Annotated in this window: 19 protein-coding genes, 1 tRNA gene, 1 other RNA gene, 1 pseudogene and 1 riboswitch; of the genes and pseudogenes, 7 read left to right on the top strand and 15 right to left on the bottom strand. The window is 58.3% G+C overall.

Going from position 1 to position 17,603, the window contains the following annotated elements:
* A pseudogene (locus tag PMI16_RS03365) lies at positions 1 to 360 on the bottom strand (hypothetical protein); the annotation flags it as partial.
* Positions 361 to 794: 434 nt separating this feature from the next.
* On the opposite strand from PMI16_RS03365, the gene PMI16_RS03355 reads away from it, so the two are divergent.
* From PMI16_RS03355 to PMI16_RS03335, 5 genes are all read left to right on the top strand, one after another.
* Positions 795 to 1,418, top strand: coding sequence for an ANTAR domain-containing response regulator (locus PMI16_RS03355; protein WP_007876398.1), 624 nt, complete (start codon positions 795 to 797; stop codon positions 1,416 to 1,418).
* A gap of 444 nt (positions 1,419 to 1,862) precedes the next feature.
* Positions 1,863 to 3,035, top strand: coding sequence for a CmpA/NrtA family ABC transporter substrate-binding protein (locus tag PMI16_RS03350; RefSeq protein ID WP_007876396.1), 1,173 nt, complete (start codon positions 1,863 to 1,865; stop codon positions 3,033 to 3,035).
* Positions 3,036 to 3,084: 49 nt separating this feature from the next.
* Complete coding sequence (ntrB, locus tag PMI16_RS03345; protein ID WP_007876394.1) at positions 3,085 to 3,999, top strand: nitrate ABC transporter permease; 915 nt, start codon at positions 3,085 to 3,087, stop codon at positions 3,997 to 3,999.
* A gap of 55 nt (positions 4,000 to 4,054) precedes the next feature.
* On the top strand, positions 4,055 to 4,864 hold the full coding sequence (locus PMI16_RS03340; RefSeq protein WP_007876392.1) for an ABC transporter ATP-binding protein: 810 nt from the start codon (positions 4,055 to 4,057) through the stop codon (positions 4,862 to 4,864).
* A 50-nt stretch (positions 4,865 to 4,914) separates the two neighbouring features.
* The gene (locus tag PMI16_RS03335) at positions 4,915 to 5,622 is read left to right on the top strand and encodes a methyl-accepting chemotaxis protein (RefSeq protein ID WP_007876390.1); all 708 of its coding nucleotides are present in this window, start codon (positions 4,915 to 4,917) and stop codon (positions 5,620 to 5,622) included.
* A gap of 95 nt (positions 5,623 to 5,717) precedes the next feature.
* On the opposite strand, the gene PMI16_RS03330 is transcribed toward PMI16_RS03335, so the two are convergent.
* From PMI16_RS03330 to PMI16_RS03280, 11 genes are all read right to left on the bottom strand, one after another.
* Positions 5,718 to 6,092 carry a DUF423 domain-containing protein gene (locus tag PMI16_RS03330; protein ID WP_007876389.1) on the bottom strand — a complete coding sequence of 125 codons (375 nt, stop codon included), beginning with the start codon at positions 6,090 to 6,092 and terminating at the stop codon, positions 5,718 to 5,720.
* 112 nt (positions 6,093 to 6,204) lie between these two features.
* The gene (locus tag PMI16_RS03325) at positions 6,205 to 7,197 is read right to left on the bottom strand and encodes a ChuX/HutX family heme-like substrate-binding protein (protein WP_007876388.1); all 993 of its coding nucleotides are present in this window, start codon (positions 7,195 to 7,197) and stop codon (positions 6,205 to 6,207) included.
* Positions 7,198 to 7,910: 713 nt separating this feature from the next.
* A tRNA-Lys gene (locus PMI16_RS03320) sits at positions 7,911 to 7,986 on the bottom strand.
* A 67-nt stretch (positions 7,987 to 8,053) separates the two neighbouring features.
* Positions 8,054 to 8,815: a tol-pal system protein YbgF gene (gene ybgF / locus PMI16_RS03315; protein ID WP_007876387.1), complete on the bottom strand. Its 762-nt coding sequence runs from the start codon at positions 8,813 to 8,815 to the stop codon at positions 8,054 to 8,056.
* A gap of 5 nt (positions 8,816 to 8,820) precedes the next feature.
* Positions 8,821 to 9,345, bottom strand: coding sequence for a peptidoglycan-associated lipoprotein Pal (pal, locus tag PMI16_RS03310; RefSeq protein WP_007876385.1), 525 nt, complete (start codon positions 9,343 to 9,345; stop codon positions 8,821 to 8,823).
* Positions 9,346 to 9,383: 38 nt separating this feature from the next.
* On the bottom strand, positions 9,384 to 10,685 hold the full coding sequence (gene tolB / locus PMI16_RS03305) for a Tol-Pal system beta propeller repeat protein TolB (RefSeq protein ID WP_007876383.1): 1,302 nt from the start codon (positions 10,683 to 10,685) through the stop codon (positions 9,384 to 9,386).
* Between the two features lie 2 nt (positions 10,686 to 10,687).
* Positions 10,688 to 11,596: a cell envelope integrity protein TolA gene (tolA, locus tag PMI16_RS03300; RefSeq protein ID WP_007876382.1), complete on the bottom strand. Its 909-nt coding sequence runs from the start codon at positions 11,594 to 11,596 to the stop codon at positions 10,688 to 10,690.
* Between the two features lies 1 nt (position 11,597).
* Entirely contained in the window at positions 11,598 to 12,026 is a 429-nt protein-coding gene (locus PMI16_RS03295) for an ExbD/TolR family protein (protein ID WP_007876374.1), read from the bottom strand.
* Complete coding sequence (gene tolQ, locus PMI16_RS03290; RefSeq protein ID WP_007876373.1) at positions 12,026 to 12,727, bottom strand: protein TolQ; 702 nt, start codon at positions 12,725 to 12,727, stop codon at positions 12,026 to 12,028. Before tolQ ends, PMI16_RS03295 begins: the two co-directional genes overlap by 1 nt.
* Before the next feature lie 126 nt (positions 12,728 to 12,853).
* Positions 12,854 to 13,342: a tol-pal system-associated acyl-CoA thioesterase gene (gene ybgC / locus PMI16_RS03285; protein ID WP_007876372.1), complete on the bottom strand. Its 489-nt coding sequence runs from the start codon at positions 13,340 to 13,342 to the stop codon at positions 12,854 to 12,856.
* Between the two features lie 9 nt (positions 13,343 to 13,351).
* The gene (locus PMI16_RS03280; protein ID WP_007876371.1) at positions 13,352 to 14,101 is read right to left on the bottom strand and encodes an SDR family oxidoreductase; all 750 of its coding nucleotides are present in this window, start codon (positions 14,099 to 14,101) and stop codon (positions 13,352 to 13,354) included.
* Positions 14,102 to 14,272: 171 nt separating this feature from the next.
* Positions 14,273 to 14,376, top strand: a riboswitch (ZMP/ZTP riboswitch).
* A gap of 160 nt (positions 14,377 to 14,536) precedes the next feature.
* Between PMI16_RS03280 and glyA the strand changes: the two genes are divergently transcribed.
* Both glyA and nrdR read left to right on the top strand, forming a co-directional pair.
* Positions 14,537 to 15,784 (top strand): serine hydroxymethyltransferase, encoded by a 1,248-nt coding sequence (gene glyA / locus PMI16_RS03275; RefSeq protein ID WP_007876370.1) that lies wholly within the window; start codon positions 14,537 to 14,539, stop codon positions 15,782 to 15,784.
* 146 nt (positions 15,785 to 15,930) lie between these two features.
* Complete coding sequence (gene nrdR / locus PMI16_RS03270; RefSeq protein ID WP_034379017.1) at positions 15,931 to 16,413, top strand: transcriptional regulator NrdR; 483 nt, start codon at positions 15,931 to 15,933, stop codon at positions 16,411 to 16,413.
* 130 nt (positions 16,414 to 16,543) lie between these two features.
* Here nrdR and ssrS read toward each other — a convergent pair.
* The 3 genes from ssrS to PMI16_RS03260 form a co-directional block, all read right to left on the bottom strand.
* Positions 16,544 to 16,722, bottom strand: a non-coding RNA gene (ssrS, locus tag PMI16_RS25160) — 6S RNA.
* Between the two features lie 200 nt (positions 16,723 to 16,922).
* Positions 16,923 to 17,234 carry a cell division protein ZapA gene (locus PMI16_RS03265; protein ID WP_007876368.1) on the bottom strand — a complete coding sequence of 104 codons (312 nt, stop codon included), beginning with the start codon at positions 17,232 to 17,234 and terminating at the stop codon, positions 16,923 to 16,925.
* Positions 17,231 to 17,473 carry a hypothetical protein gene (locus PMI16_RS03260; RefSeq protein ID WP_007876367.1) on the bottom strand — a complete coding sequence of 81 codons (243 nt, stop codon included), beginning with the start codon at positions 17,471 to 17,473 and terminating at the stop codon, positions 17,231 to 17,233. Before PMI16_RS03260 ends, PMI16_RS03265 begins: the two co-directional genes overlap by 4 nt.
* Positions 17,474 to 17,603 lie beyond the last annotated feature (130 nt).

Below are 17,603 nucleotides of genomic sequence, written 5' to 3'. Positions count from 1 at the left end.
CCCCCTGCCGATCGGCGCCGATCTGTCGATGGCGCCGCTATTATTTTTCTTGTAGGTGAAGTAATCGAAGGACAAGCCCTGGCTGTCGAATAGCAATAGCTCGGCGCGCACGCGCGGCAGGGTGGTGCGATCGCGATCGATGTCGCCGGACTGGAAATTGCCATATTGCGTATTGGCGTTCACGCGAAACGTCGGGTCGACATAGTAGGCTCCTGCCGACAAGCTGAATCGGTCAAGCGCCGGCGATGGATCGGCCAGCACGTTCGCCGATGTCAGCGCCAGTGCACTGCCTGCAGCGAGATAGGTGGCGAATTGCACAGTTTTTCTGACAGTGGGCGATGTACGTGTGCGGCGGAACATGTGGGTCTCCTCCTAGCTGATTGGGGCAAGTGCGGCGTCGGATTCACCTGCAAAAAGCAGGAGATGATGCAATGGATGTTAGCCATCGCCACCGTTGCGGTAGATAGGCGTGCGCCTCAATTTCCTGTAGGAAAAGGCGAGCCGGGGAGTAGGATTGTGCTATCCCGGCGTTGGCGCCTGCCGGATTTCTGGTTTGATTTTTGCTTGCCGGGAATTGCACGCTTCGCTATGGGAGATCAGGTGCAGCAAGGGATGGGGGAGGGCTGAAATACCTCATGAAGTGATATAAAGTGTGCGCTCGCAGCAAATGGGTTACTATTCGCCCGGCTGCATTTGTCAGGGATGCAGCAGTAGCAACAAGCAACACACAACACACAGACCCGCAACGAGTTCAGAATCGATTTACGATGTCCAGGCGAACATTGGAACCACACATGCGCAACTTACGCATCGTTGTCGTCAACACCATCATCGATCATGCCGATGAAACCGACACCGCACTGCACGAACAGGCGGAGCGTGGGAAGGCTTTGCGCATCGGTTTGCTGGAAGCCGGCTACAACATCATTGCCTCGCTGCCCGCCGATCTCTATCTGCCGGAGCGCATCGCCCAACTGCAGCCCGACATGATCATCATCGACGCCGAGTCCGATGCGCGCGACGTGCTGGAACACATCGTCATCACTACACGCGATGAGCGCCGTCCCATCGTCATGTTCACCGAAGACGACACCACCTCCACCATGGAAGCGGCGATGGAAGCAGGCGTCACCGCCTATATCGTGGCCGGCCTGCAATCGGAGCGCATCAAACCGGTGCTGGACGTGGCGTTGGCGCGTTTCCGCCAGGAACAGAAGTTGCTCACCGAACTCTCCGACACCAAGCTCAAGCTGGCCGAGCGCAAGCTTGTCGAGCGCGCCAAGGGCGTGCTGATGGCCAGACACAAGCTGTCGGAAGAACAGGCCTATCAAAAACTGCGCAGCATGGCCATGAACAAGAACCTCAAACTTTCCGAAATCGCCCAGCGTTTGCTGGATGTCGAAGACTTGCTCGGCTGACATTTTTTCTTCCATCGCACCGATCTCCCGCCGCAATCATGCACCGCCAAATTGGTGCGCAGCACAAACGCGGTGCGCCGGTCGTCCGCTTCCTGCTGCTGGGCGGTGATCTTCTGCCATCATCTCTTCCACCTCTTTCATAGCGTAGCGACGCGGTTTTCGCGAGTTTTCGGCCCGCTTGGCACGCTCTTTGCTGAACCGTCGGTATAGCGCAAGGTTTGCGCATCGAACGGTTCGACCAATGGCGGTTGGACCATCCAAGACAAAGGCGTCTTTCAGCATGCTTCAACGCGTGCTGAAGGGACGCCTTTTTTATTTGCTGAATGGGGAAACGCGATGGAATTCAAAGAGCAACAAGCGAGCAAGGCCGCGGCAGCTGTCGAGGAAGTGGATTTCAAGCGTCGTCAATTGATTCAGACCGCAGGACTTGCAACAGGAGCGACCATGTTGGGATTAGCCACCGGAGGAGCCTGGGCAGCCGGCTCGGACAAGCCGGAAAAAGAAGAAGTGAAGATCGGTTTCATCCCGCTGACCGATTGCGCTTCCGTGGTGATGGCCTCGGTGCTCGGGTTCGACAAGAAGTATGGCATCAAGATCGTGCCCAGCAAGGAAGCCTCCTGGGCCGGCGTGCGCGACAAGCTGACCAACGGCGAACTTGACGCGGCGCACGTCCTGTACGGCCTTATCTATGGCGTGCAGATGGGCATCGGCGGCCAGAAGAAAGACATGGCCGTGCTGATGAACCTCAACAACAACGGCCAGGCCATCACGCTGTCGAAGAAGGTCGCCGACAAGGGCGGCGTCGACGGTCCGTCGCTGGCCAGGCTGATGCAAACCGACAAGCGCGAATACACCTTTGCCCAGACTTTCCCGACCGGCACGCACGCGATGTGGTTGTACTACTGGCTGGCGGCCAACGGCGTCAATCCGATGAAGGACGCCAAGGTCATTACCGTGCCGCCGCCGCAGATGGTCGCCAATATGCGCGTGGGCAACATGGACGGTTTCTGCGTTGGCGAACCGTGGGGCCATCGCGCCATCGTCGACGGCGTCGGCATCACCGCGACCACCACGCAGGACATCTGGAAAGACCATCCGGAAAAAGTCCTGGGCACCTCGCTCGACTTCGTCAAGAAAAACCCGAACACCTGCCGCGCCATGATGGCCGCGATCCTCGACGCCGGCAAATGGATCGACGCGTCGCTGGCCAACAAGAACAAGATGGCAGAAGTCATCGCCGACAAGTCCTATGTCAACACCAGCAAGGACGTCATCGACCAACGCATCATGGGCCGCTACCAGAACGGTCTCGGCAAGACCTGGGACGATCCGAACTACATGAAGTTCTACAACGATGGCGCGGTCAACTTCCCGTATCTGTCGGACGGCATGTGGTTCATGACGCAGCATCGCCGCTGGGGTTTGCTCAAGGACGATCCGGACTACCTGGCCGTAGCCAGGTCGGTCAATCAGATCGACCTGTACAAGGAAGCCGCCGCCATGACCAAGACCAGCATTCCGAAGGATCCGATGCGGACCTCCAAGCTGATGGATGGCACTGTGTGGGACGGCAAGAATCCGAAAGCCTACGCCGCCTCGTTCAAGATCAAGACCTGAGCATGCATCGGCACATGTCTTTGTTGCAGTACTGAGTGAAGGAATCGATATGAGCGCAGTCATGGAAACGATGATGAATGAAAAACCGAAGCCGGCGGCGACAGCCGTCGCTGCTGCCGCGCCGGCAAAAAGCGCGGAGGCGCCGGCCGTGAAATCGAAGCCGAAGCAGGCGAAAAAATCGCCGCTGATGGCAGGCTTGCTGATGAAGGTATTGCCGCCGCTGACCGGCCTCGCTTTCCTGGTGCTGGTATGGCAGATCATCGCCGCCAAGACCGGTAATTTCCCGACGCCGCTGGTGACCTTGCAGGAAGCGATCAAGCTGTTTTCCGATCCGTTCTACCGTGCCGGTCCGAACGATCAGGGCATAGGCTGGAACGTGCTGGCGTCGCTGCAACGCGTGGCGATCGGCTTCGGTCTGGCGGCGCTGGTGGGGATTCCGCTGGGTTTCCTGATCGGTCGCGTCCGTTTTTTATCGGGCATGTTCGGTCCCATCATCAGCCTGCTCAAGCCGGTGTCGCCGCTGGCCTGGCTGCCGATCGGCCTGCTGGTGTTCAAATCGGCCAACCCGGCGGCGATCTGGTCGATCTTCATCTGCTCGATCTGGCCGATGATCATCAACACCGCCGTCGGCGTGCAGCGTGTGCCGCAGGATTACATGAACGTGGCGCGCGTGCTGAATCTGTCCGAATGGAAGATCCTGACCAAGATCCTGTTTCCGTCCGTCTTGCCTTACATGCTGACCGGCGTGCGTCTGGCCATCGGCACCGCGTGGCTGGTGATCGTCGCGGCGGAGATGCTGACCGGCGGCGTGGGTATCGGCTTCTGGGTCTGGGACGAGTGGAACAACCTGAACGTGCCGCACATCATCATCGCCATCGTCGTGATCGGCGTGGTGGGGCTGATCCTGGAGCAACTGCTGGTGGCGCTGGCCAAGGCCTTCACCTACGAACAGGTCAGCACCTGAGCCGGCGATACCTCTTCCGAACAATGAAGCAGTCGAAGCAGAGAAGGAAATCCTGATGGAAGCGATGAACAAATTTATCGAAATCAACGACGTCGAGATGGTATTCCATACCAAGAAGGGCGCGTTCCATGCGCTGCGCGACATCAAGCTGACGGTGCAGAAGGGCGAGTTCATCACCCTGATCGGCCACTCCGGTTGCGGCAAGTCGACGCTGCTGAACCTGATCGCCGGTTTGCTCAAGCCCAGCGACGGTCTGCTTCTGTGCGCCAACCGAGAAATCGCCGGTCCGTCGCCGGAACGTTCGGTGGTGTTCCAGAACCATTCCCTGCTGCCGTGGCTGACCTGCTTCGAGAACATTTATCTCGGCGTGGAGCGCGTCTTCGGTGCCACGGAAAATCGGCATCAACTGCGCGACCGCACGCGCGCCACGCTGGCGCTGGTCGGTCTGACCGCCGCCGAGAGCAAGCGCCCGAACGAGATTTCCGGCGGCATGAAGCAGCGCGTCGGCATCGCCCGCGCGCTGGCGATGGAGCCCAAGGTCTTGCTGATGGATGAACCGTTCGGCGCGCTGGATGCCTTGACCCGCGCGCACTTGCAAGACGAGTTGCTGAAGATCGTCGCCAAGACGGCGTCGACGGTCGTCATGGTCACGCACGATGTCGACGAAGCGGTGCTGTTGTCGGACCGCATCGTCATGATGACCAACGGACCGGCGGCCACCATCGGCGAGATCCTCGACGTCAGGTTGCCGCGTCCGCGCGAGCGCGTGGCGCTGGCGCAGGATGCGCAGTATTCCGAGTACCGCACTGCGGTGCTTGAATTCCTCTATCGCAAGCAGGCGCATCCGGCGAAGGAAGCGGCGTAACAAAGGACGTGAGCGGGCAGGGCAAGAACGATACAGACGAAAGGAACAACATGGCGGTCTCCGGGCAAATCAAGCTGGTGCAAAACAGCGATACCGGGAAGAGTGAGACGACTTCCGCTGCCGATACCAAGCCGCTGTCGGGCGAGGTGTTCGGCGCATTGATCAACCTGTCGGGGCGCCGTCGCTTTACTTCGCAGCGTCTGGTGCTGTACGCGGTGCTGGCGTCGCAAGGCCACGAAGGCGCCACCAGTATCGCGCGCGAGGCCCTTGCCCTGTTCCGCGGCGCGCATACGGCGCTGGTGAAAGGTTCGGATACCGTGCCCGGCATTTTTTGCGAAGAGGTGCGCGAAGCCTATTTCGGCAAGCTCGACGGCGATGCGCAGATTGTCTATTTCATCAACCTGGCCGAGCGTACGCTCAACGCCATCGACGACAGCTTGCGCGATGCGCCGACGCTGCTGGAAGAACTGGTGCGTATCACCACGCCGATGCTGGGCGTGCTGAACCAGATCACCAGCGTGTATGAAGACCAGTCCAAGCGTCATGCGTTGCTGATGAAGAAGCAGTTGCGCGGCATCATGACCGACATCGAAACCATCGCCAAACAGGCCAAGATGGTGTCCTTCAATGCGCGCATCGTGGCGGCGCGCGCGGGGCAGGCCGGCAAGGAGTTTTCGGTGGTGGCCGGCGTGCTGTCGAACATCACGACCGAGATCGACGATCTGGTGAAGGTGGCGTTGAGCGGTGCGGCAGCTTGACTTGAGCCTGATGATTCTTTCCTGATGTACAAAAAACAAAAGCCGGTCTCTGCCGGCTTTTGTTTTGTCTGGGGCGACCCTCGATACAAGGACGATCACGACGCCTTGTATGCCGCCCACGCCACCAGCAGCCAGGCCGCCAGGAAAGCGAGACCGCCGATCGGCGTGATCGCGCCGAGGAAACGCACGCCGCTCAAGGCCAGCACATACAGACTGCCGCTGAAAATGACGATGCCGATGAACATCGCGCTGCCGGCCCAGCCCAGTACCGTCGGTCCGAATTTGGGAATCAACAGGGCCACGGCGAACATGCCCAGCGCGTGCACCATCTGGTAGATGACGGCGGTTTGCCAGATCGCCAGCATGTCGGCGTCGAGGATTTGTTTCAGTCCATGTGCGCCGAAAGCGCCGGCGGCGACGGCGATGAACATGTTGAGACCTGCCAGGATGACGAGAAGACGTTCGCTCATGAGTGATTCCCTAAATTGATCTGCGGGTATTGTAATTGTTCTGCGCCTGCCGATCTCGGGCAGGGAGCTGCGTTGCAGTTTCTCGGTGCGAGGAGCTGCTTAGGAGTTGTTTTTAAACGCCGAAGATCGGCAGCAGGCGCATGATGGACTCGCGCCATTCGCGCGGCTCCGGTTGGCCGTTGTCCTTTTTGCTGAGGAAGCTGGCGATGTGCATGCCCTGGCGATTGAATAATTCCAACGAGGTGATGATGCCGTCGGTGGTCGGCTTCTTCGCCACCCAGACCGAGTCGATATGGTCTTCGCGCAGCAGCATGCGGAAACCCGAATTCATGATCTTCAGGCGCGAATCCTTGATGCCGATATTTTTGATCTTGCCGTAATAGGCTTGCACGATACCGGCGTTGCCGACCTGCGTCATGATGGCGGTGCCGAATTCCGTCATGCGTTGCAGGATGATGCGCGCCGAATCGTTGGCGACCTGATACGCGAATGCCTTGCCGGCCAGGCGCAGCTTGCGCAGGCGCTGCTGGTCGAAGGCTTCCTGGCGCCGGATGAAATCATTGTGATTGTGCGTGTGCGCCCAGTCGGCGCGCAGCGCATCGATATCGATCTGCTTGCCGGTGTCCGCCTTGTCTTCGCGCGGATGCGCCAGTTGCAGCGGCGCAGTCTGGTCGGCTGCGGCGTGTTCGCTGACGAGCTTCCTGAAGGCCTGGATATCGTTGTTTTCACGCAGCACGATCTTGTGCAGCATGCTGCCGTAGCGATCGAAAAACTGGAAGCTGTGCTGTTTGCTGCCGCGGCATTCGTCGTGCTCTTCCAGCGCGTAACCGTGTTCCCATTGCGGATAGAAGATGCGCAGGTGGGTGGCTTCCGCTGGCGCAAATTCGATTTCGTTTTTCACATAGAGGGCGCCGCTGACATTGTCTTTTTCCAGCATGGCGGAAGGGTTGCGCGTGACTTCGGTCAGGTTGCCGAGTTCCGCCAGGCGGTTGAGCAGCGGGGCGAATTCGTTATGCAGGCGCGTGGCTTGCGGGTGCAGCGCGATGCGTTGCACGTCCGTCAGGTTGGGCAGTTGCTGATCGTCGAGAGGGCGCAGACGCATCATGATCTTTCCTTCTTCGTTATTGCGGTGTTACAGCCTTGCAGTGTCGCAGGGCGACGGATAGCGACTGGACGGCGATGAGACTGGCGACAGCCAGTGATTTTGGGCTCGCTCGTCCTGTGTGATTCCGACCCATGTGGGGGCGGGTTGCCGATATCCAAGTCGCTGCCTGGTGGCATCCAAAGAAAAACGGCATGTCGGTTGGCGCTCAGGGCATGCAGGCAAACGAGTCGCAAGTGAAATTCTTTAGATGAGAATAATTCTCATCTATTATTGTGCACGCGGCCTGGAATTGCAAGGGTGGTAAAAATTTTTTACAGAAAGTTGATGACGGACGTCAGCTGTAATGAAAGTGTTGAGGATGTGTCATTGTGTAATTTCGCTGGAGCTGCATGGTGCGCCGCGATAAAGTGAACCCGTCTCCTCCAACTCCTCCCCGGATTGGATTCAGCCCCCGGCCTGCAAAGTCCGGGGGCTTTTTTTATGCACGGATTTGTTGAGTGCCTCTTTGCGACGCGATACTGATCTGACGATTGCGGAGTGAGGGGAGCTGGGAACGAGATAGCAAAGATTTGCCAAGGACTCGGACACGCAGATGAGATGGCGGCATTGCACGTCATCGCGAATGCCGGAAGCAGAAGAGTGTTTGCTCACGTGCCGAACAAAACAAAAAGGGCTCCAATTGCTTGGAACCCTTTTTATCTATTGCGAATTTCTGGTAGGCCGTGCGGGACTCGAACCTGCGACCAACGGATTAAAAGTCCGCTGCTCTACCAACTGAGCTAACGACCCGAAAGACCGCTATTATATGCAAAATCGATCGATCGTGTCAAACGGGTAGGGGAAATATTTCAAGGCGCTATTTCAATGTCGCCAGTTTTTCCTTGCCTGTCTGCGCAGCAGGGCTTTCCGGATACTTCGCAATCAGCGCGTCCAGGGATTTCTTCGCCGCTGCCTTGTCCTTCAACTCGATGTACGAGCTGCCGATATTGAGCATGGCGTCGGCTACCTTGGGACTGTCCGGATAGTTCTTCATCACTGCCTGTTGTGCCGCGATGGCGCCCTTGTAGTCGCGCTGCGCGTACAGTGCGTTGCCCACCCAGTATTGCGCCGACGGCGCATAGCCGGATTGCGGATAACGCTTCAGGAAGTCGCTGAACGCCGCGCCGGCGCCCTTGTAGTCGCCGCCCTTGAACAGGTTCAGTGCGGCGTCATAGGACTTTTGCTCATTCAGATCGACGCTGGATTCCTTGCCGTCGATGGTGACTTTTTGCGGTTCGAGCTTGCGCAGACGCGCATCCAGATCGACGTAGAAGTCTTTCTGGCGTTGCTGCGTGTTGGACAGTTCATTGGTCAATACTTCGATCTGGCCGCGCAGTCTGGCGATTTCCTGGCGCAGTTGGTCGTTTTGATCGGACAGGCTCAGCGCGCTGGTCTTGTCCGTTTTATTGGCGACGTCTTTTTGCAGGGCATCTACTTTGCTGCGCAGATCGAGGATGGCCTTGCGCGCTTCGTCATCGTCAAACAGGCCTGCGTGCGCTGTCATCGGCAGGCACGCGACAACGGCCAGCATGGCCGTTGCAGAAACCGATTTGAACTTGGTTTTCAGGGAAGTGCGCATAGGTCTTATTGGTAAGCGATATCAGCGCGGCGGTTTTCAGCCCAAGCTGCTTCGTCGCTGCCCAATGCCTTTGGTTTTTCCTTGCCGAAGGAAACGGCTTCCACTTGTGCATCGGAGACGCCCAGCAGGACCAGCGCCTTGCGGACTGCTTCCGCACGCTTCTGACCCAGGGCCAGGTTGTACTCGGTGCCGCCGCGATCATCGGTGTTGCCCTGGATGATGACCTTGCGATCCTTGTGCGAGTTCAGATATTTTGCGTGTGCTTCGACCACCGAACGGAACTCTTCCTTGACGGAGTAGCTGTCATAGTCGAAATAGATGCTGCGCTTGGAGAGAATGCCTTGCGGGTCGTTCAGCGGATCGGAACCCGCGTTGACGGTGTTGACTGCGCGTGGATCCGCGCCGTCGTTGGTGCCGGTGGTGGCGCGGCTTTCGACCGGTGCGTTCTTGTCTTCCAGCTTGGTGGACGAGCATGCCGCCAGCAGCACTGCTGCAGAAAGAATGATTGCAAAAGAACTGAATGTACGCATGTGAAACTCCTTGTGTCGTGAATGAATGTGAATAATGTTTATTTCATGAACGGCCCCCAGGTTGGCTCCCTGATATCGCCGACCTGGGTTGTTAAGCGCTGTTTGATTCGGCCATCGACGGAAACGATGGCCAAAGACCCGCGACGGCCTGATTCTGTCGCGTACATGATGTATTTGCCGTTTGGCGAGAAGCTGGGCGACTCATCTTTGACGGTGTCGGACAGGCGTTGTTCCTGACCGTTGGTCAAATCCAGCGCATACAGCTGGAATTTGCCTTCGCGGCGCGAAATGAACGCCAGCGTCTTGCCGTCCGGCGAAATCCGCGGGCTGATGTTGTAGCTGCCGCCGAAAGTCACGCGCTGGGCTTCGCCGCCGTTGGGACTGACCTTGTAGATCTGCGGGCCGCCACTGCGGTCGCTGGTGAAGTAGACGTAGTTGCCGTCCGGCGAGAAGCGCGGTTCGGTATCGATGCCGGCGGTGTTGGTCAGGCGACGCAGGCCGCTGCCGTCGGCGTTGATGATGTAGACCTGGGTCAGGCCGTCGCGTGTAAGCGCCACGGCCAGGCGCGAACCGTCAGGCGCCCAGGCCGGGGCCGAATTGCTGCCTTTGAAGTTGGCCACCAGCGTGCGCTGGCGCGTCACGAGGTTCTGGATGTAGATGACCGGCTTCTTGGCTTCGAAAGAGACGTAGGCCACCTTGCCGCCGTCGGGCGACCAGGACGGCGAAATGATAGGCTCGTTGGAACGCAGCGCGACCTGCACGCCTTCGCCGTCGGCGTCGGCGACTTCAAGGCGATATTCCTTGCCGGAGCGTGTCACATAGGCAATACGTGTCGAGAAGATGCCGGGAATGCCGGTCAGTTTTTCATAGATGTCGTCGGCGATCTTGTGCGCGGTCAGGCGGATCAATTGCGGTTGGCTGCCGAACGACAGCGCCGACAATTGCGAAGCCTTGATGGTGTCGAACAGGCGGTAGCGCACGTCGAAGCGGCCGTCGGCCAGGCGCTGCACGCTGCCTACCGCCAGCGCGTTGGCGCCGCGGTTTTTCCAGTCGTTGTAATTGATCGTGGAGGAGTCCGATAGCGAGTCGCTGTTGTCGATCAGTTTGAACACGCCGCTGCGCGTCAGGTCGGCCCTGACGATGTTGGTGATCTGTTGCGGCGCGCCTTCTTCGCCCGGGAAGGAGGCGATGGCGACGGGGATCTGACTGGCGCCGACGCCGGAAATTTCAAAACGCAATTCCGCGTGTGCGGCGCTCGCCGCGGCAATGCTCGCCGCGGTCAGGGCGATACCTGTCAGGCGGCGAAAACTAAGCGGTAAAGGGCGCGAGTTTTTCATCATCGTTAGTTGTACTGATCTTTCGGTAAATGGGTGAAAGTAAAGCTGGGCGGCACCCTGCCATCCTTGTCGGGAGGGAAAGGTTCGGATTTCTTGATCGCTTGCAGCACAGCCTCGTCAAAGCCCGGAATGCCGGATGTTCTTCTCTTGGTGATACTGCGCACGCTGCCGTCGGGCAGCAGTTCGACAGTGTATTCTACTGCCGGGTTCGCGCTTAACTCGCCGGGCACGTCGAAGATGGTGTTGTTGCGAATCCTCGCTGCCAGCTTGCGACTATATTCAGCCGCGCCGATCGGGCCTTGCGATTTTGCCGCCGTGCCGGTGCCGCCGCTGGCGCTGGTGGCCTGGCCCATCATGCGTTTCAGGTCATCCTGGCGACGCTGTTCGGCAACCTTGTTGTCGGCGGCTTGCTGCTTCTGTTTCTTCTCGGCGGCGAGCTTGTCGGCTTCGGCCTTCTTCTTCGCTTCGGCATCGTCTTTCTGCTTGGCGAGTTTCTTGTCGGCGTCCAGCTTTTCCTGCTTTTCTTTCTTCAGGCGATCTTCTTTTTCGCGCTCGAGTCTGGCTTCTTTTTCCTTCTCGTCGCGTTCTTTCTTTTCAGCTTCCTTGCGCTTTTTTTCCTTCTCTTTTTCGAGTGCGATATCAGGCTTCACCACCGGAGGTTCTTCAACCTTCGGTGGCGGCGGCTTGACCGGTTCCGGCGTTGGCTGCGGAGTCGGCTCGGGTTCGGGCTGCGGCAGCGGTGCGGCTTCCTTGACGTTCGGATCCCAGAGTTCCGCTTCGACGGTCAACGGCGTCTGACTCTGCCAGCGGATGCCGAACCAGAGGAAAGCCAGCAAGGCCATGTGGACCACCACCGCCAGCACGATGGCGCGCCAGCGGCCCGGTTGTCTCGGTACTTGGTAAGGAGAGCTCATATTACTTCGTTGCCAGTCCCACGCGTGTAATGCCCAGTTTCTTGGCTGACGCGATAACCTGGATCACTTCGTCGTACTTGATGTCTTTGTCGGCGGAAATCATCACCGGCATGTCCGGGCTGTTCGCATGCAAGGCTTGCAGCTTTTGCGTCAGGTCGGGGCGGCTGGCGGCGGTTTGCGTTTCACTGCGCTTGGGGCCGTTGACCTTGATGGTGGCCTTGGCGTCGGGCTTCAGTGCAATTTCGATGTATTCGTTCGGCGGCACGGTCGACTTGCCGGCGGTCGGCAGGTTGATGACGCTCGGGTCGTTCACCGGTGCCGCCACCATGAAGATGATCAGCAGCACCAGCATCACGTCGATGTAAGGAACGACGTTGATTTCCGATTTGAACTTGCGGGTGCGTCCCCCGCGCATGGATGAACCTGCCATTAGCGTGCCTGACGTTGCAAGATATTGGAGAATTCTTCGATGAAGCTTTCAAAGCGGATCGCCAGCCGGTCGATATCGTGCGCATAACGGTTGTAGGCAACCACCGCGGGAATCGCGGCGAACAGGCCGATGGCGGTGGCGATCAACGCTTCGGCAATACCTGGCGCCACTGCTGCCAGCGTGGCTTGTTGCACGTTGGCAAGGCCGCGGAAGGCGTTCATGATGCCCCAGACGGTACCGAACAGACCGACGTAAGGGGACACCGAACCGACCGACGCCAGAAAGGCCAGGTGCGATTCCAGCGCATCCATTTCACGCTGATATGCTGCGCGCATGGCGCGGCGGGCGCCGTCGAGCAAGCCGGTGGAATCAATCGTGGCGCCTTTGCCGACCTGCGCCTTGGCTTTGTTGAATTCACCCATGCCGGCCTGGAAGATACGTTCCAGCGCGCCGCCGTGGCCGCCGCCTTTGCGGCGGTTGGACAGCGTGTCCTGATACAGCGCGATCAGATTGCCGCCGGACCAGAACGAGCGCTCGAATTCTTCGGTCTGGATGCGCGCGCTGCGGATCGTGAACATCTTGCGGAAGATATAGGTCCAGCTGAGAATCGACGCCGACAGCAAGAGCAACATGACAAGTTGCACAATGACGGATGCGTTGGCGATCAGGGTAACGAAGGATAGATCTTGAGTGACATTCATGGGGGAGATGGGGGTCGGAGTTCAGTCAGAGATGGTCAATTGTACGTGCAAATTTTTTCAATCTCGTCGCGGCAGGTGTAAAGATGCCGCTGCGGTCGGGCGTAGCCATGTCGAATAGATGGCGAATTATAAATTTTCCTTGAAGCGCGCCAGCATTTCTTCCGGAATGGCCTGAGGCCGAAAGCTCGCTGCGTTGACGCAGACGATCGTGATGCGGCCGCGCGCCAGTAATGTTTGTTCGGTTTCCTGCGCTGTTCCCCGTGGTGTTGCCTTGATACGCCAGGCCTCCTGGACGAAAGCCAGCGACGCGTTGCGGAACTGTTCGACCACGACGGTCAGTTTCAGTTCATCGTCGAGCCGGGCCGGCGAAAAGTAATCCACCGCGGTGCTCTTGACCACGAAGATCAGACCTGCGGATTCGGCCAGCGCTTGTTGGGAATAGCCGCGCGCGCGCAGCCATTCGGTGCGTGCACGCTCAAAGAACTTGAGGTAGTTGGCGTAAAACACCACGCCGCCGGTATCGGTGTCTTCGTAGTAGACCCGTACCGGCCAGGCGAAAACGTCATTGGCGACGCCGTTGCTGCTGATATTGTTTTTATTGGTCAAATCGGACATCCGGAGTGTTTATTGGGCGCGTTTGATGTTCAGCGGTCCAAAACCTTGGCAAGTTGGCATCAGTTCGATGTAGTTGATGTTGACGTGCGCCGGTAGGGTGGCGACCCAGAAAGCCGCTTCGGCGATGTCTTCGGCGGTCAACGGCGTGGTGCCTTCGTATACCTTGGCGGCCGCGCTGTCGTTGCCCTTGAAGCGCACGTTGGAGAACTCGGTGCCGCCGCACAGGCCGGGCGCCAGGTTGGTGGCGCGCACGCCGGTGCCGACCAGGTCGGCGCGCAGGTTCAGCGTGAACTGATCCACGAATGCCTTGGTGGCACCATAAACATTGCCGCCCGGATACGGATAGGCACCGGCGATCGAACCCAGGTTGATGATGGTGCCGGTGCCGCGCTTGACCATGTTCGGCAGGATGTGATGCGTGACGGTGACCAGGCCCTTGACGTTGGTGTCGATCATGGTTTCCCAGTCTTCCAGCGCGACCTGGTGCGCGGGCTCCAGGCCCAGCGCGAGGCCGGCGTTGTTGATCAGCACGTCGATGTCTTGCCATCCTTGCGGCAGGCTGGCCAGGGCGGATTTGATGGAGGCCTTGTCGGTCACGTCCAGCACCAGCGGCAGGACCTTGTCGCCGAATTCGCCGGCGAGGGCGTCGAGGCGGTCCTTGCGGCGGCCGGTGGCGATGACCTTGTGACCGTTTTGCACGAACTTGCGCGCCATTTCTGCGCCGAAACCAGCTGTTGCACCTGTAATCAAGACGATCATTGTGTGTTCTCCGTATTGGTGTCTGGGCAATGCATATCTGCATCAACAACCCGAAATTGTAGCCCAAAGCGGGCTGCGGCGAGAGGCGGCGTGCGATGCAACATTTTCATCCATGGCGGCGGATGCAAATCTTGCCGAATCCGGAGCCTTCCCTTACAATGCGCAGACCATTTCGTCTCACGTAACTGGCGAAAAGCCGGGACCTTGTTCCGGCACAAGATGGGTATCCATCGGGAAGCGTGAGATTTCATTAGCCGTGCGCCTGGGCAGCCCTGAATGGAGAACGTACGACTGAGGCTGCCTGCAATTCCCTTTTATTTTTGGCCCTCATTCGATTTGGAAGTCAGTCAAGTCGGTATCGCCCATTGTCTTTTCGTCTTCCGGGCGCGTCGAACTGATCTGCCTTCAGGCGCATCCTCATCCATTGGAGAAATCATGTTTGCAAAGAATCACACCATCGCGAATGTCGACCCGGAACTGTGGTCCGTCATCCAGAAAGAAAACGTCCGTCAGCAAGAGCACATCGAGCTGATCGCTTCCGAAAACTACACTTCGCCGGCAGTCATGGAAGCCCAGGGCACCCAGCTGACCAACAAATACGCTGAAGGCTATCCGGGCAAGCGTTACTACGGCGGTTGCGAATTCGTCGACATGGCCGAGCAACTGGCCATCGATCGCCTGAAGCAATTGTTCGGCGCCGAAGCCGCCAACGTGCAGCCGAACTCCGGTTCGCAAGCCAACCAGGGCGTGTTCTTCGCCATGCTTAAACCAGGCGACACCATCATGGGCATGTCGCTGGCGGAAGGCGGCCACCTGACGCACGGCATGGCATTGAACATGTCCGGCAAGTGGTTCAACGTCGTTTCCTACGGCCTGAACGACAAGGAAGAAATCGACTACGAAGCCATGGAAGCATTGGCGCGCGAGAAGAAGCCGAAGCTGATCATCGCCGGCGCCTCCGCTTACGCGCTGCGCATCGACTTCGAACGTTTCGCCAGGATCGCCAAGGAAGTCGGCGCCTACTTCATGGTCGACATGGCGCACTACGCCGGTCTGATCGCTGCAGGCGTGTATCCGAATCCAGTGCCGCACGCCGACTTCGTCACGTCGACCACGCACAAGTCGCTGCGCGGTCCGCGCGGCGGCGTGATCCTGATGAAGGCCGAGCACGAAAAGGCCATCAATTCCGCGATCTTCCCGGGCATCCAGGGCGGTCCGCTGATGCACGTCATCGCCGGCAAGGCAGTGGCATTCAAGGAAGCGTTGTCGCCTGAGTTCAAGGAGTATCAGCAACAAGTCGTCAAGAACGCCGACGCGCTGGCCAAGACCCTGATCGAACGCGGTCTGCGCATCGTTTCCGGTCGCACCGAATCGCACGTCATGCTGGTCGACCTGCGCGCCAAGAAGATCACCGGCAAGGAAGCCGAAGCCATCCTCGGCGCCGCGCACATGACCTGCAACAAGAACGCGATCCCGAACGATCCGGAGAAGCCATTCGTGACTTCCGGCATTCGCCTGGGCAGCCCGGCGATGACTACCCGCGGTTTCAAGGAAGCGGAAGCCGTCAAGGTCGGCAACCTGATCGCCGACGTGCTGGACAATCCGCATGACGCAGCCACCATCGAACGCGTGAAGGCGGAAGTCAAGAAGTTGACCGACGCGTTCCCGGTCTATGCTGCTTAATCCGGCAACAGTCCTGCCGGCAGCAATGCAGTAAAGTTCTTGTTTCATCCTGCGGCCTTCATCTTCGTCGATATTACAAAGATGAAGGCCGCAGGCGCAGTAAGATGGTCTCCGGTTTAACCAGCAGTCAGCTTCTACTCGCCTCTATGAAATGTCCCTTCTGCAATCATGACGACACGCCGGTGCTGGATACGCGACTCTCGGAAGAGGGCGACGCGATTCGTCGTCGTCGTCGTTGCGCCAATTGCGACAAGCGGTTCACGACCTATGAGCGCATTGAGCTGACGATGCCCGTCATCGTCAAGAAGAACGGCAGTCGCAGCGAATTCGATCCTTCCAAGCTGCGCGCCAGTCTGATGCTGGCCTTGCGCAAACGTCCGGTATCGGCTGAAGCGGTTGATGGCGCGATTCAGAGCATTCAGGAAAAATTGTTGTCGAGCGGCGCCCGCGAAGTCGTCTCGGGCCAGGTTGGCGAACTGGTCATGCGTGAATTGAAGCGCCTCGACAAGATTGCCTACATTCGCTTTGCCTCGGTCTACAAAAGCTTTGAAGACGTCACCGAGTTTCAGGACGCGATTGCCGAAGTGGGCCAGGAGCGTAAAGCTGCGGCCAAGAAGCGCGGCGATTGATGCGTCGCTGCGTCGTAACTTGCAATGCGCCGGCATCGCCAGCTGCATGCAGGTTGATGAGGCACAGGATCTCGCAAAGCGTTTTCGCATAAAAAAAGCGACCGTATTTCTACAGTCGCTTTTTCCTGAATCTAGTCCCGCCTGTGCCGCTATGCCGGCATCCTGAACCAAACGGTTCAAGTTGGCTGCAGTTAGTTTAATTTCGGGTTCATCGGACTAGCGACGCTCACGCCCACCAAACAAAATCCCACAGCCTGTGCGCATAAATGGTTCAAGGAATATAAGCATTCGCGAACACGGCAGGAGACTTAAGTCTACTCTATTCGCGATTCTTGTCAAAGTGTTTGCGTAAAAAATATGAGGTATTTTTACAGAGAGAAGCAGCGAAAAATTTCTCATGCGCGATCCGTAATTTCGATGCGCAATGAATCGCCTGCGAGACGCATGGCATGAGTTTCTTGCAGATCAATATTTAGAAATGGCGCGCGAGAAATGCGCTAAAAATATTCTCAGAATAAATTTTCTTGCGGCGCCAGCGCTTCATCCAACACCGTATGCATGGCGGCGATGCTTTGCTTCCATTCTGCTACCGTCAGGCCGGCAAATGGTCCGTCGCCCGGTTGCGTCGACAGCAATTCGGCGGCAATGCCGAGCGCGGCCATGACCGCGATACGATCGTTGCCCTTGATCTTGCCGGCGTCGCGGATGACGCACATCTTTTCGTCCAGGTAAGCAACGGCTTGCTGCAGCGTCGCTTCTTCACCTTCCTTGCATGCCAGCGTGTAGGAGTGGCCCATGATTGTCACGTTGAGCTGAATCATGCCGTCTCCTCTTCATTGATCGCCGGTGTTGTTGGTGTTGCCGGCGTTGCGGCCGGCAGTTTTTCCAGCAAGGCTTCGACGCGTTGATGGGCTTCATCCATGCGTTGCGACAATTCCGCATTCTCGGTAGTCAGGGCGGAGACGTTAAGACGCAGGTCGGCGTTTTCGCGGCGCAATGACTGAGTCAGGGCGGCAAGTTGCGCGACTTTCTCTGAGAGTTGGTGAAATTCGGAGCTCATGGCCTAAGGTGTAGTGCAAAAGATGTGCGCCATTATATTCCGTTGGCGGCGTCGGGCGCGACAAATAGCATATCGGTTGCAGACGGTTACACAATTCGTCCGCCATGGGTGGTGGAGGCAGGGGCATTAT

It is taken from the genome of Herbaspirillum sp. CF444 (genome assembly GCF_000282135.1).
Lineage (GTDB): Bacteria > Pseudomonadota > Gammaproteobacteria > Burkholderiales > Burkholderiaceae_D > Herbaspirillum.
Note: the sequence above shows the minus strand (reverse complement) of the source record. Positions and strands in the feature narration are given on the sequence as shown.